The sequence below is a fragment of the Hydrogenovibrio kuenenii DSM 12350 genome, assembly GCF_000526715.1.
Taxonomy (GTDB): domain Bacteria; phylum Pseudomonadota; class Gammaproteobacteria; order Thiomicrospirales; family Thiomicrospiraceae; genus Hydrogenovibrio; species Hydrogenovibrio kuenenii.
Window position 1 is genome coordinate 361,875 of record NZ_JAGP01000001.1, and the last position, 13,583, is coordinate 375,457.

Annotated in this window: 14 protein-coding genes and 2 tRNA genes; 14 read left to right on the forward strand and 2 right to left on the reverse strand. The window is 40.6% G+C overall.

What is annotated here, in order from left to right; genetic code table 11:
- Window positions 1-76 precede the first annotated feature (76 nt).
- The 14 genes from N745_RS0101625 (at window position 77) to N745_RS0101690 (ending at window position 11,946) form a co-directional block, all read left to right on the forward strand.
- Window positions 77-151: transfer RNA gene (locus tag N745_RS0101625), tRNA-Gln, on the forward strand.
- 61 nt (window positions 152-212) lie between these two features.
- On the forward strand, window positions 213-1,178 hold the full coding sequence (locus tag N745_RS0101630; protein ID WP_024850401.1) for a ribose-phosphate pyrophosphokinase: 966 nt from the start codon (window positions 213-215) through the stop codon (window positions 1,176-1,178).
- A gap of 182 nt (window positions 1,179-1,360) precedes the next feature.
- Window positions 1,361-1,939 carry a 50S ribosomal protein L25/general stress protein Ctc gene (locus tag N745_RS0101635; protein ID WP_024850402.1) on the forward strand — a complete coding sequence of 193 codons (579 nt, stop codon included), beginning with the start codon at window positions 1,361-1,363 and terminating at the stop codon, window positions 1,937-1,939.
- 33 nt (window positions 1,940-1,972) lie between these two features.
- On the forward strand, window positions 1,973-2,554 hold the full coding sequence (gene pth, locus N745_RS0101640) for an aminoacyl-tRNA hydrolase (protein WP_024850403.1): 582 nt from the start codon (window positions 1,973-1,975) through the stop codon (window positions 2,552-2,554).
- Window positions 2,555-2,578: 24 nt separating this feature from the next.
- Complete coding sequence (gene ychF, locus N745_RS0101645) at window positions 2,579-3,670, forward strand: redox-regulated ATPase YchF (RefSeq protein ID WP_024850404.1); 1,092 nt, start codon at window positions 2,579-2,581, stop codon at window positions 3,668-3,670.
- A gap of 159 nt (window positions 3,671-3,829) precedes the next feature.
- A tRNA-Met gene (locus N745_RS0101650) sits at window positions 3,830-3,906 on the forward strand.
- A gap of 323 nt (window positions 3,907-4,229) precedes the next feature.
- Window positions 4,230-4,907: a hypothetical protein gene (locus N745_RS0101655; RefSeq protein WP_024850405.1), complete on the forward strand. Its 678-nt coding sequence runs from the start codon at window positions 4,230-4,232 to the stop codon at window positions 4,905-4,907.
- Window positions 4,908-4,962: 55 nt separating this feature from the next.
- Window positions 4,963-5,586, forward strand: a complete 624-nt coding sequence (locus tag N745_RS0101660; protein ID WP_169729903.1) for a hypothetical protein — start codon at window positions 4,963-4,965, stop codon at window positions 5,584-5,586.
- 92 nt (window positions 5,587-5,678) lie between these two features.
- Window positions 5,679-6,545, forward strand: a complete 867-nt coding sequence (locus N745_RS0101665; RefSeq protein ID WP_024850407.1) for an ATP-binding protein — start codon at window positions 5,679-5,681, stop codon at window positions 6,543-6,545.
- Complete coding sequence (locus tag N745_RS0101670; protein WP_157833730.1) at window positions 6,520-6,816, forward strand: DUF4325 domain-containing protein; 297 nt, start codon at window positions 6,520-6,522, stop codon at window positions 6,814-6,816. Before N745_RS0101665 ends, N745_RS0101670 begins: the two co-directional genes overlap by 26 nt.
- Before the next feature lie 311 nt (window positions 6,817-7,127).
- Entirely contained in the window at window positions 7,128-8,981 is a 1,854-nt protein-coding gene (locus tag N745_RS12165; protein WP_024850409.1) for a sensor domain-containing diguanylate cyclase, read from the forward strand.
- Between the two features lie 95 nt (window positions 8,982-9,076).
- Complete coding sequence (locus N745_RS0101680; RefSeq protein WP_024850410.1) at window positions 9,077-9,466, forward strand: glycine cleavage system protein H; 390 nt, start codon at window positions 9,077-9,079, stop codon at window positions 9,464-9,466.
- 54 nt (window positions 9,467-9,520) lie between these two features.
- Window positions 9,521-10,729, forward strand: a complete 1,209-nt coding sequence (locus tag N745_RS0101685; RefSeq protein ID WP_024850411.1) for a class I SAM-dependent rRNA methyltransferase — start codon at window positions 9,521-9,523, stop codon at window positions 10,727-10,729.
- Window positions 10,730-10,812: 83 nt separating this feature from the next.
- Entirely contained in the window at window positions 10,813-11,946 is a 1,134-nt protein-coding gene (locus N745_RS0101690) for a hypothetical protein (protein WP_024850412.1), read from the forward strand.
- Between the two features lie 77 nt (window positions 11,947-12,023).
- Here the strand turns inward: N745_RS0101690 and lysA are convergent, their stop codons facing one another.
- Entirely contained in the window at window positions 12,024-13,277 is a 1,254-nt protein-coding gene (gene lysA / locus N745_RS0101695) for a diaminopimelate decarboxylase (RefSeq protein WP_024850413.1), read from the reverse strand.
- A 13-nt stretch (window positions 13,278-13,290) separates the two neighbouring features.
- On the reverse strand, window positions 13,291-13,548 hold the full coding sequence (gene lptM / locus N745_RS12695) for an LPS translocon maturation chaperone LptM (protein WP_024850414.1): 258 nt from the start codon (window positions 13,546-13,548) through the stop codon (window positions 13,291-13,293).
- Window positions 13,549-13,583 lie beyond the last annotated feature (35 nt).

The following is a 13,583-nucleotide window of genomic DNA, read 5'->3' on the forward strand; positions in this document are numbered from 1 at the left end:
TTATTTTTTAAAAAATTCCTTGATTTGAATTTCATAAAGTGGATAATACGCTCCTGTCTTTAATGACACACATAGTTGGGCTATAGCCAAGCGGTAAGGCAACTGGTTTTGATCCAGTCATGCGCAGGTTCGAATCCTGCTAGCCCAGCCATTATTCCTTACAGAATTCATCAAACATTTTTCCTTGTCCTACCCTTTAGGAGTCGCCTTGAATGGCTTATAAAAATGTCCGATTGTTTGCAGGAAATGCAAACGTAAGTCTAGCAGAAAATATTTCATCTTCTATCGAGATCCCTCTGGGTAAAGCTGATGTCGGTCGTTTTAGTGATGGCGAAATCATGGTTCAAATCAATGAATCAGTTCGTGGGAAAGATGTCTACGTTTTACAACCTACCTGTACACCAGAACCTGCTGTAAATTTAATGGAATTATTGGTGATGATTGATGCGCTTAAGCGTGCATCTGCCAAACGAATTACAGCGGTTGTACCTTATTACGGTTTTGCTAGGCAAGATCGTCGTCCTCATTCAGCACGTGTGCCGATTACAGCTAGATTGGCTGCGGATATGATTACCGTTGCAGGTGCGGATCGAGTGATTACGGTTGACCTTCATGCCGATCAGATTCAGGGTTTCTTTGATATTCCTGTAGATAATATCTATGGTTCACCGACACTGGTTGCTGACATGCGTACTTCTAAACATATTGTTGAAGACGATATGATGGTAGTTTCACCTGATATGGGCGGTGTTGTCCGAGCAAGAGCAGTTGCTAAGGCTTTGGGTTGTGATATGGCGATTATTGATAAGCGTCGTCCAAAAGCCAATGTTGCCCAGATTATGAATATCATTGGTGATGTTGAAGGTCGTGACTGTATCTTGGTTGACGATATGGTTGATACTGCGGGAACACTTTGTAAAGCAGCTCAGGCGTTGATCGAACATGGCGCGAAGAGTGTTTCAGCTTATGTTGTTCATGCTGTTTTATCCGGGCCTGCGGTAGAAAATATTAACAACTCTGTACTAACAGAGTTGGTGGTAACGGATACTATTCCTTTATCAGCTGCAGCGATTGACTCCGATAAGATTCGTCAGGTAACCATTGCACCTGTACTAGGTGAGACAATTCGTCGTGTTCACCAAGAAGAGTCCGTATCTGAGATTATGCCGATTCGTTAAGTATTGCATGCTTGTTTTGCCCTTAAAAGCCTTGATAAAAAAATCAAGGCTTTTTTGTTTCTAAGTCTATTATTTTTATCGATTTTCTGTATAATACCGCCTTCATTTCCATGCTTGGTCGCGGGCGTGGAGTATTTATAATATTGAGAATGGATTTTTCTCAATTTTTTTGGAGTAAAACAATGAGCCAATCATGGACTGCAGAACTTCGTACTGAAGAAGGGAAAGGTGCGAGCCGCCGCCTTCGTCATGCGGGGAAAATCCCAGCAATTATTTATGGTGCTGGTAAAGAAGCAAAATCAATTGCACTTTTAAGCAACACTGTTGAGCGTACGCTACAAAATAACGATATGTTCAACTCAGTACTAACTGTTAAAGGTGCTGGCGAAGATGAAACTTGTGTTATCAAGGATCTACAGCGTCACCCAGCAACAGGTTCTATCACCCATATCGATTTCCAAAGAGCATCTGACGGTTCAAACATCGTTAAGCGTGTACCGTTGGACTTCCAGGGTCGTGAAAAATCACCTGGTGTAAAAATTGGTGGTTTGATGTCTTTCATGCAGCGTACAGTTGAAGTACGTTGTCTGACTAAAGACTTACCTACTAAAATCATTGTTGACGTTTCTAAGATGGAAGCGGGTGAAAGCCTACGTCTATCTCAATTAGAAATGCCAGCAGGTGTTGTACTAACAGCTTTGACGCATGGTAGTGCTGACTACGACCAAGCTGTAGTAGGTATTGGTAAAGTTAGACGCTAATAAGCGCCTATAAAGCTATCTGAAAGCCCGCATATGTCCTCTGTTAAGTTGATTGTAGGTCTCGGTAACCCGGGAACGAAATACGAACAGACCCGACATAATGCGGGTTTTTGGTTTGTGGAGGAAGTTGCCAGACAATTTGGTGTGCAATTTCGTCCAGAAACCAAATTTTTAGGTGAAGCCGCTAGGGTGCAACAAAATGGACTGGATTTTTGGTTACTCAAACCGACTACTTTTATGAATAGAAGTGGGCAGTCTATACAAGCTCTAGCAAAGTTTTACAAAATCACACCAGAAGAAATCTTGGTGGTGCATGACGAACTCGATTTACCCCCAGGTGTCGCGCGCTTAAAGCAGGGCGGTGGTCATGGCGGGCATAATGGCTTGCGAGATACCATTGCAGCATTAGGCACAAAAGAGTATCAGCGCCTAAGACTAGGCATTGGTCATCCTGGTGATAAAAGCCAAGTGGTTGACTTTGTTCTTAAAGCACCTTCAAAAACAGAATACCAGCAAATTGATGAAGCCATTTATCAGGCAACGCGAGTATTACCCGATTTATTATCCGGCAATACAGAAAAAGCAATGAATCAACTGCATACAGAAACAAAATAACTTTCAGAATTCTAGGAGTACAGAATGGGAATTAAATGTGGGATTGTCGGGTTGCCTAATGTTGGTAAATCTACATTGTTTAATGCACTGACCAATGCCGGTATTGAATCCGCTAACTATCCTTTCTGTACCATTGAGCCCAACATTGGTGTGGTTCCAGTTCCAGATGCTAGAGAAGATGCATTGGCTGAAATCGTTAACCCAGAAAGAGTGCTATCGGCCACCGTTGATTTTATGGATATCGCAGGTTTGGTAGAAGGCGCTTCCAAGGGGGAAGGGCTTGGCAATAAATTCTTAGCAAATATTCGTGAAACCGATGCGATTGTGCAAGTGGTTCGTTGTTTTGAAAATGACGATATTGTTCACGTTGCAGGTAAAGTTGATCCTGTTGCCGATATTGAAATCATCAATATGGAATTGATGTTTGCTGATATGGAATCTCTTGAAAAAGCTATTCAAAAAGTACAGCGTATTGCCAAAAGTGGTGATAAAACAGCATCAGCAAAAATGGCTGTTTATGAACGTGTACTGAAAGAAGTTGAAGACGGTAAGTTGGTTCGCCTAATTGACACGAACGATGACGAAAATTTGTTATTGAGCGAATTACATTTGCTAACCGTTAAGCCAATGATGTATATCGCCAACGTCAACGATGACGGGTTTGAAAACAACCCATACCTTGATGCGGTACAAAAAATCGCAGCAGAGCAAGGTGCTGTTGTTGTGCCTATCTGTGCCGAGATAGAAGAACAACTTACAGAGCTGGACGATGAAGAAAAAGCAGACTTTCTAGCAGAAATGGGGCAAGAAGAACCTGGGTTAAATCGCGTTATCCGCGCAGCTTATGACCTTTTAGGCCTACAAACCTACTTTACTGCCGGTGTAAAAGAAGTTCGCGCTTGGACAGTTAAAAAAGGCGCAACGGCTCCACAAGCTGCTGGAGTAATTCATACCGATTTCGAAAAAGGCTTCATCCGTGCTGAAGTGACTGCCTACAACGACTTCATCGAGTACAAAGGCGACTCAGGAGCCAAAGCAGCCGGTAAACAGCGTTTGGAAGGAAAAGAATACATCGTTCAAGACGGGGATGTGATGCATTTCCGTTTCAATGTCTAAAATTCAAATTCAGTGAATTGATTAAAATCTGCCAGTCTGGGGGTAATTAAAAAATACCCAGCCTGGTAGATTTTGCAGTTTTATGAATAAAATACGAAGAAAATCCAGCCAAGTAATTGACAAGTTTTATAAACAAATTATAATACGCATCTTCTTTTAGGCTACATAGCTCAGCTGGTTAGAGCACATCACTCATAATGATGGGGTCCCAGGTTCAAATCCCGGTGTAGCCACCATATTTTAAAACCCGGTTTTATACCGGGTTTTTTTATGCCTGAAATTCGCAACAGTTCTTTGTAAGCGCCTTACTTTCTGAGCTAAAGGAAAGAGGAGGGATAAGATGTTGACCGATTTGATTGCAAACTCTTCCGTCTAACGAAACAAAAAAACTCCCTCGAATGATTGCGGTTTATGGGGAGCTTCTGGGGGAGGTTAATGAATTATTTTTGGAAATTGTTTAAAAAAACGTTGGGGCAGCTGCCCCAGTCATTTTATTGTGCTATTTATCGAATGAAGGTTTAATATGCGATAGGTATTCAATATTTTGAGGAAGTTTTAAGTGTTATTTTGGATAGGTGTTTTATTTACACTAACTGTTCCCTTTATTTTAAGTATATGCTTTGAAAGTGTGTCGGCCGGTTGGCTTTCAGCTGCATGCGGAGCTTTTGTTGTTTTTGCTTCTAAACTTGAGAGAATCGCTGAACTGTCTCTTGGTCCAGTAAAAGCAAAGATGAGAGAAAAAATAGAAGAGGCTTCAGCTACTATAGAACAGCTCAGAAAGGTTTCTGTGACTATAGCAGAAGCAGAGCTTACTAATTTGATAGCAACAGCTTTTATGGGAAATATGACGCTTGAGAAAAAGCTAGAAATTCATGATAAAGTCATTGATGAATTGAAAAATATTAATGTGTCAGATGAACAAATTTCCACTGCGGAAGAGTCGTGGAAAAAAGGTATTACTGTTATCTATCATAGGGCTATAAGAAACGCCTTAGAAGAAAGACCTCACCCAAGTATTGTTAACGCAGAAATTTCTGATTCTCAAAAGAATGCTGGCAGGGAGTTACAAGATCTATTGGATTTTGATAATTGGCTTCCTCCAACACCATATCAAATTAGAAAACTTTTGGAAAAGCATGGTATAAGCTCTAGCGCAGCAGAAGTGTGGATTGATGATTATGAACACTTTCTGAAAACTAATGAAATCAGGAATAGGGAAGAGTTTGTGAGGCAATAAAAACGGGTGGTGTTTCATCTAGCTAATATTAATGGTGGTCAATGTGGAAGACTTTTTGTTAAAAAACTCAAGTGCGATTTTTGCTCTTTCCGGTGCGATTCTTGGTTCATTGCTTACAGGTCTTATTGGTTATGTTTCTATAACAAAACAAACAAAACTACGCCTAGTCGAGAAAGTATTAGATAGGAAGACAGAAGCCCATGAAGAATTAATCAACTTTATTGGTGTAATGAGAACGACAGTTCAACTAGGCGGGGTAACAGATGGTGGTGAGCTTAAAAGATGTCCTCTAGCCCTCTTTAGTAGAAAAAACTTTGGAGACTTCTTATCAGAATTTTCTAGAGTTCAAAACCTATTTGACAGGTGGTTATCTTCTGACATAAAGCGAGAAATAAGCTTATTTATGGATTATTTAGTGCATTTGAATGAGTACTCAGGAAATGCATCAGATGACGCCCTTCAAGTAGTCGGCGTGATTATAAAAAATGATTTTTTTACATTTGCTGACGAATTGGATAGATACGCACATGTTTTTTTTAATAAAGATATGCTTAGTTTGAAATATAAAACGGATTCGGAGTGGAGTAAGCACTCTGTAGATGTTACTTATCAGAAACTGGCTGAAACACTGTTATTTAAGAATAAAAAGAAAATTTTAGATATTTTCAACGCGTCTTAAAAAGAAGGTGTAGCTAAATATGAGTTATTGAGTAGCAAAGATGTTTTTATATTTTTGTCTGTGGATTTTAATTTGTTCTTTAAAGGAATTCTATGCAATTTATAAACCCTCATTCTGTTAATTATTGGCTGTCTATTTTAAAAAGAATGTCTACTTCTGGTCAATTTGACGGTGAAAAAGCTCCCGATTTTCTTAGGCCATTTCACTTGGTAACTCTTGCTTTAGCGATAAAAAAACATGGCATAGATGTGATTGACTTACCGGGTCAGATACAAAGCTATGCAACAAGAATGCATTTATGGGAAGCTGCCGGGTTAGAGCCCCCTTATCAAGTTAATGAGAATGATCGACGTTTCAGTTTGATTCCAGTTAGGTCGATTGAAGATGTCAAAGATATTGATGAGGTATCTAAGGCATTTGAGGTGATTGCAGCTCATCATTATGAAGACGGTTGTTCAAATGATTTTGGTACTGTAATTTCAGAGTTACTTGATAACTGTTATAGACATGCTGAAAGATCAGAAGATTTGTTTGGGCTGGCTTGTGTTCAAACATGGGAAGGTGGTAATAAAGGTCAGTTATGTATTGCCGATACAGGTATTGGTATTAGATGTGCTTTAGGTCAAAACGAAGACCTTTTGGAAAGGTTAAATTACGATAATGCATGTCAAATGGCAACGGAATTTGGTGTGTCAGGAAAGTTAGGTAAAGGGCATTCCGGTTATGGTTTAGCTTTAGCAAAAGGGGTTATTGATTTAAATTGTGGTAAATTATTGGTGATTTCTGGCGATGAAGGGTTTGAATCATGTGCTGGCGTTTCTCGTACATTTGGTTTAAAATCTAGATGGGATGGCACAGTTGTAATTCTAGAATGGAATCTTGACCAACCTCTTGATTCTCTGCCTGTTTATGAATCTTGGCCTTCGGAGGAAGATGATGAATACGATGACATGTTTTAAGGTTGTTTTCCCTGAAGTTTTTCCTCAATTAGCTTCTCGTGAAGCAGGAGAGGAAGCTCGCAGGTTTTTAAGAAAAAAAATGAAAGAACACGAGTGTTTAGTTTTTGATTTAGCAAATAAGAACTTGACTCCTTCATTTGTTGATTCCAGCTTGGCTGTGTTGATGAGTGAAGTTGGTTATGACGTGTTCAAACAGAAAGTTAAGTTTGATAATGCAAATGAAACAACCAAAATCCTGATTAAAAAAACCTTTTCTGAAAGAAAAAAGTGATTTTAAGAAAATATTGAATTTATATAGCCCGCATTTGCGGGCTTTTTTATTTTTTTAATTAGGGAGCAAAAATATTTTTGGCGGTATTTATTACGGTATTAGCTGTAGATAAGTATAGAAAATAAAACAAAGAGGTAGACGTTTGTCTTGAATTACGGTGTAGCCACCATATTTTAAAACCCGGTTTTATACCGGGTTTTTTTGTTTATAAAATAAATAAAATGGACTTTTTTACTTATTCCGATTAAATTACCCGTTACGCACATTTATAGAAAGTCATAATAATAAAATAAAATTTTTGGGGTGGAGACTTGATATTAAATTGGGATGAATTTACTCGTCGTTTTGTGCTTGTGGCTGTCGTTGTGCTCCTGTCTTCGGTGTTTTTCTTAAACACATTTTTCAATTCACAAATTACGTTAGCCGAAAAAAATGAAATTAATCAGTATGAAGGTTATCTGCATGAAACCATCGGTAATTTAGTACGTCAAAAACAAGCGACAACGCAAGTGTTGGCGATTGCACTTTCCAATTCGATGGATTTTCGAACTGTCCTAAAAACACGCCCTGCTGACTTGCATCAGAGACTCAAAAAATTTACAGATGAACTGGCTTTACACACGGATTATAAGTCGATTTGGATTCAAGTTATTGATACCAAAGGGGTGAGTATTGGTCGAAGCTGGACAAAAGCTTCGGGTGATAATTTATCGATGATCCGTAAAGACATTGCTGATGTTTTGCGTAACCCAAGAAAAATCAATAATTTTAGTGTGGGGAAGTTCTCGCTGACATTTAAATCACTCGCCCCCATTTTTGACCGTAACGGTAAATTATTGGGAATTTTGGATGTTATTTCTCAAGTCGATTCTATTGACAGAGACTTACAGTCTGGCAGCGGTGTTGAGTCAGTAGTTTTGGTAGATAAACGATACAAAAATCAGCTCACTAAGGCTCGTACTGGGCAATTTATAGGTGGTTATTATGTGGCCAATGCGGGTGTGCCAAATAGCATTTTGCAACTGATTTCGAATTATGGTGCTGATAAGATCTTTCACTCAAAGAACCATGAAGTTATTGATGGCAAGCTAGTGATTGCGACACCATTAAAGAATATTCTGGGTGAAAAGATAGCGGTTTGGGTTAGCTTTAAGCCGATGCAAGTTATTGATTTGACGAATACCCATCAGTTGTATAAAAACTACACATTGGCAATGGCAGGGACCGTATTATTTTTATTGCTCTCGATGTTGTTGTTTTACTTTAAGAAAAAGTCTGATCTTGAACGCCACTTTTTTTACCAAATTTTCGATGAGTCTTCCGAAATTATTTATGTAACCGATCGTCACAAAGTTGTTCAAGCTAATAGACAGTTTTTTAACCTATTTGAAGATGTTAACTCCGTAGAAGCCTTTAATGATCAATATGATTGTTTGAGTAGCATTCTAATCGAAGAGGAAGGTTATTTAACTCGTTATGTTGATGGTATTGTGTGGTATGAATATTTGTTGCAGGACGACCACAAGACTTTGTTGGCAAAGTTGGAAACCAAAGATGGTGTTAGAACATTCAAGGTGAAGGTCAACTCGATTAATAATCGTATTGGAAGTGACTATGTTAGTGTGTTGCTGACAGATATCACTGAAGAGGTTCATTATAAAGAAGAGTTGGAGCACTTGATTATTCATGATGAGTTAACGGGTGTTTATAATCGACATTACTTTAATGAGGCTTTGGAAGAAGAAATTAAGCGCGCACACCGTTATCAAGTACCTTTTTCGATGATTTCTTTTGATGTTGATCATTTCAAAAGTGTTAATGATGATTTTGGTCATGATATTGGAGACAATGTATTGATTCGTTTAACGAAAGAGGTTGCTCGCAGCTTAAGAGATACAGATAAGTTGTGTCGTGTTGGTGGTGAAGAGTTCTGTATTTTAATGCCAGAAACTGACCTGGAAGATGCCACTGTAACTGCTGAACGTTTAAGAAAATCAGTCCAAGAAATTCCTTATTCTGATGTACCTAGAGCGGTAACGGTCAGTTTAGGGGTCACTAAGTTAAACCGTTGGGATAATGCCTCTACGCTGTACAAACGTTCGGACATTGCTTTGTATCAAGCAAAAGGTAATGGCCGAAACCGTGTTGAAGTTATTTCCAGCTAGACTTACATCTTTTTCATAATGCCTTGTGCCTGCCTATTAGGCTTTTCTTCAGCAATCTGTTAGCATACGCCTGATTCTTTAGGGACATTATTTGCATGAGTATTTTACCAAATCACTATCTTTATACTGATACCCATCTTTGGTTGTGGGTGGATGAAGAAGGGTACGTAACAATCGGTTTGACTGATTTTGCACAAGAGACTTTAGGCGATGTTATCGAGGTCTTTTTGCCGGAAGAGGGGTGTGAAGTTACCCAAGCTTCTGCATTGATGTCTTTGGCGGCAGAGCGCAATCACTTTGAGGTTTTTGCGCCTTTTAGTGGCGAAGTGGTTGAAATCAATGAAGAGCTTCTAGAGTCTCCTGGGCTAATCAATTATGAACCCTATGATGGTGGTTGGCTTATTAAAATGGCGCCTTCCGATAAAAATGAACTTGAAGAATTTTTATCTGATGAAGAATATGCGCGTTTAATTGACTACAGCTAATACATACCCCTCCACTTTTCTCTTCTAAACAAATTATTTCGTAGGAAAAAAATAATGAGCTCACCAGTTGAACGCCCAGTATTAAAGTTGAAGAAAAACGAAGAACGTCGTTTAAAACAAGGCCACCTGTGGATTTACAGCAATGAAGTAGATACACAAGCGTCGCCTTTAAAGTCATTTGAACCTGGGCAAACGGTAACGGTTGAAGCGTCTAATGGCAAAGCTATTGGAGTGGCTTATGTAAACCCGAATACTTTGATTTGTGGGCGACTGCTTAGCCGTTCATCAAAAGTGGTGTTTAACCAAGCATTTCTAAAGAAGCGTATTCAAGCTGCTCTAGCCTTGCGAGAGCTGAATTTTGATGCACCTTACTATCGCCTAGTCTTTGGAGAGTCAGATGGTTTGCCAGGTTTGGTAATTGACCGATTCGGTGATGTTTTTGTTGCGCAAATCACAACAGCAGGCATGGAAGTTGTAAAAGATGAAATAACGTTAACAATTGAAAATCTTTTTCATCCACAAGCATTGGTCTACCGAAATGATTCACCAAGCCGTGAATTAGAAGGTTTGACCCTTTATGAAGAAACTGCATTGGGTTCTTTGCCTGAAAGTATTGAGATTGAAGAAAATGGCGCACGGTTTGATATCCCTGTGACGACAGGTCAGAAAACCGGCTGGTTCTATGACCATCGCATGGCAAGAAAACGAATGCAGTCTCTTGTTAAAGGTAAACGTGTGTTGGATGTCTTTAGTTATCTTGGCGGCTGGGGAATTGAAGCTGCGATTGCGGGAGCAACAGAAATTGTTTGTGTAGATGCATCATCTGCGGCATTAGACGGTGTTGAAAAAAATGCAGCGTTAAATGGTGTTGCTGACAAACTGACGACTTACGAAGGCAATGCGTTTGATGTCTTAAAAATGCTTGCTAGTGAAGCACAAAAATTTGACGTGGTGATTGTTGATCCACCAGCCTTTGTGAAACGTAAGAAAGACTTAAAATCAGGTTCGGATGGTTATCGTCGCATAAATGAATTAGCGATGCGTCTTGTTGAAAATGAAGGGGTTTTGATCTCTGCTTCGTGCTCACATCATATGTCTCGAGATGGTTTGTTAAACCAGGTACTAACCGCGTCTCGTCATATTGATCGACAATTGCAAATGTTTGATCAAGGGCATCAAGGACCAGATCATCCTATTCATCCTGCTATTGCGGAAACAGAATATTTAAAAACCTTCTTCTTCAAAGTGAGCAAAAGTTGGTAAAGTAGTTAAAAGGATCTTTGTACGAGTACAGCTTGTTCCAAGGTTTTAAAAGCGGTTCCCGTTTTGGAATGGATACTTAGCAAATGAATAGCCACGCACACCATTTAGCATCAGATTTGATGTTGAAAAAAATCATGCAAAACTGCTTCTGGGATGAAGAAGAGCAGCAGTTGTGGGTGGATTGCAGAAAAATTTTACCTGAGCATGGTGTGTTGGCGATTCCTAGTTGGGATAAAATGATGCTGAGTTCTGACTCTATTCCAGAATATCCACGGCATTTCTCTTTGTTAGCACCGTCTGCCCACCCTCAACTCTCTGCTTGGCAGAAACAGATTCCTTCTTGGGTTAAAGAAAGTTGTGCGCTATTTCCTTCTTATCAGCTCAAGCTTTTACATTATGTTGGGCGTTATCCGCAGCTACTTGAGTTGCTCGACCACTCTCCGGTGTTGGCTTGGCGTTTGGTGAGCTCTCATTTATCTGAGAGCGATATTGTGTCTATGTTGAATGACAAGCGTACTCAGTTGGTTGAGCAGGTAGGTTGGCCGGGCAAGGTCGAGACATTCCGTTTCTTGAAAAAATTGCGTTTGAGACAGGTGAATGAACAAATTGCTGAACAAGTTGATGTTTGTTTGTTGGATGAAAAACGTTTAGATGCTTTGCAGGCGTTACCGAGAGTCAATTCAATGGCGTTGTCTCTGGCTGCGCGTTTCCCGGATATGATCGGTTGTCGTTTGCACTTGGCTTTGGCTTCTATGCCTTGTCGCCCTATGCAATGCCAAAGCATGGTGGCTTTACTTGAAGATGCCTATCAATTGGCCGATTACCTGCAACTGCCGAAAAGTGAAGTTGATAAGATCGCGAACACACGCTATTTGGTTGAGGTCGAGCAGCTTTACCAAAGTTGGCTGAAAACCCTGATGCAAGATGAGCCGTTACCGACATTAACATTATCGGACACACCGCAACAATTGGTTTCAAAAGAAGAGTGGTTGGCATTAACTGAACAGCAAGGGCACGCTTGGGTTGTGGATTGGTCAGATAAAGTGAGCGAGCAAGACGCAGAGTTCTCGCTTTATGCCTTTACGCTTGAGGATGAAGTGGTCGGCTTTTTGTTTAATGAGCAAAGCAAGGAGGTTGTTTGCGTACGTCAGTTGCAAAATGCATTGCCAACATCTGAGCAGTTGGGCCGTATCCATCTCTGGGCAACTTTAAAATAACCACATTGAAATTGAGTTGATTAAAATCTGCCAGGCTGGCCTATCTGTGATTACCCAGCCTGGCAGATTTTTGTGTTTTAAGGCAGTAGCTTTTCCGTTCCCATTAGGTCTTCGTAAGTCTCACGAGGACGAATTTCGAAGGCCTTGTCGCCATCAACCATGATTTCCGCTGCACGAGGGCGTGTATTGTAATTAGAGCTCATGGTGAAGCCATAGGCTCCAGAAGACATCACTGCTAAGTAATCGCCTGCTTTTAAATTCAGTGTGCGGTTTTTGCCAAGAAAATCTCCAGTTTCACAAACCGGGCCTACCAAGTCCCAGCTGCAATCTTCGCCGTCCGTTCTAGGTGTGACCGCTTGGATATGATGGTGAGATTGATAAAGTGCCGGGCGAATCAAGTCATTCATGGCAGCATCGATAATGGCAAAGTTTTTGTGGTCAGTCGGTTTTAGGTATTCCACTTCTGTTAGCAATACGCCAGCGTTACCGGCGATGGCACGGCCGGGTTCGATAATGATTTCAATGCTTGAGTCATTCAATTTCGTCAGCAAAGCCTGAATGTAGGTTGCGATTTCTGGTGGTTGTTCATCGGTGTATTGAATCCCTAGTCCGCCGCCTAAGTCTAGGTGGTGGATTTCGATACCTTGTGCAGCCAAGTCGGATTTTAGTTGCAGAACGCGCTCCAGCGCATCGACAAAAGGCGCGACTTCAGTCAACTGAGAACCGATGTGGCAATCAATCCCTTGAATGGAAATGTGCGATAGCGACTGCGCTTTGGCATACAGAGCAGGTGCAGTATTGATATCGACACCGAATTTATTGTCTTTCAAGCCTGTAGAAATGTAAGGGTGGGTTTTTGCATCAACATCTGGGTTGACGCGCACGGAAATCGATGCGATTTTGTCCATGGATGCTGCCACTTCTTGAATACGATCCAGTTCAGCGTGGGATTCTATGTTGAAACAACGAATGCCTACTTCCAAAGCACGACGGATTTCGGAATGCTTTTTGGACACGCCGGAGAACACAACTTTTTTTGCGTCGCCACCAGCTTTGAGCACACGCTCTAATTCACCTTGTGACACGATATCAAAACCGGAGCCCAGTTTCGCCAGCACGTTTAATACTGCCAGGTTTGAGTTGGTTTTCACCGAATAGCAAACTAGGTGAGGTTGTGTGCCGAAGGCTTCATCAAACTCACGCCAGCTTGTTTCAAATGCTTTGCGAGAATAGACATACAGTGGCGTACCATAGTTATGTGCCAGCTCGGCTAATGCAACTTCTTCTGCGTGAAGTGCGTTATTGCGATATTGGAAGGCTTGAAAGCTCATAAAAATTCCTGTGTTATTTGTTCGACGTGTCTTCAGTCGGCGTATCAGTTTCGGCTGCTTTTTGTGCACGTTCCTCTCTTGCTTTGAGTATGGCGTCGCGCTCAGCTTTTTCTTTTTTCATTTGTGTTTTTTGAGCATCCGTCGGAATATAAAGCGGAGCTTTCCGCCCGCAGCCACTTATGCTCACAGCAACGGAAACGCCAACCAAAAGTACCCAAAGTCGTATCGACTGAGTCAGAAAAAAACGACCATTGTGCGAAGAATGTTTCATAGTGTTTACGTGTTGCGCCGTTAACTGTTTTAAAA

What these genes read in the sequence shown, in the direction of transcription:
- N745_RS0101630 (WP_024850401.1), top strand. Translation starts at nt 213, where the DNA reads ATGGCTTATAAAAATGTCCGATTGTTTGCAGGAAATGCAAACGTAAGT.
- N745_RS0101635 (WP_024850402.1), top strand. Translation starts at nt 1,361, where the DNA reads ATGAGCCAATCATGGACTGCAGAACTTCGTACTGAAGAAGGGAAAGGT.
- pth (WP_024850403.1), top strand. Translation starts at nt 1,973, where the DNA reads ATGTCCTCTGTTAAGTTGATTGTAGGTCTCGGTAACCCGGGAACGAAA.
- ychF (WP_024850404.1), top strand. Translation starts at nt 2,579, where the DNA reads ATGGGAATTAAATGTGGGATTGTCGGGTTGCCTAATGTTGGTAAATCT.
- N745_RS0101665 (WP_024850407.1), top strand. Translation starts at nt 5,679, where the DNA reads ATGCAATTTATAAACCCTCATTCTGTTAATTATTGGCTGTCTATTTTA.
- N745_RS0101670 (WP_157833730.1), top strand. Translation starts at nt 6,520, where the DNA reads ATGATGAATACGATGACATGTTTTAAGGTTGTTTTCCCTGAAGTTTTT.
- N745_RS0101680 (WP_024850410.1), top strand. Translation starts at nt 9,077, where the DNA reads ATGAGTATTTTACCAAATCACTATCTTTATACTGATACCCATCTTTGG.
- N745_RS0101685 (WP_024850411.1), top strand. Translation starts at nt 9,521, where the DNA reads ATGAGCTCACCAGTTGAACGCCCAGTATTAAAGTTGAAGAAAAACGAA.
- N745_RS0101690 (WP_024850412.1), top strand. Translation starts at nt 10,813, where the DNA reads ATGAATAGCCACGCACACCATTTAGCATCAGATTTGATGTTGAAAAAA.
- lysA (WP_024850413.1), bottom strand. Translation starts at nt 13,277, where the DNA reads ATGAGCTTTCAAGCCTTCCAATATCGCAATAACGCACTTCACGCAGAA.
- lptM (WP_024850414.1), bottom strand. Translation starts at nt 13,548, where the DNA reads ATGAAACATTCTTCGCACAATGGTCGTTTTTTTCTGACTCAGTCGATA.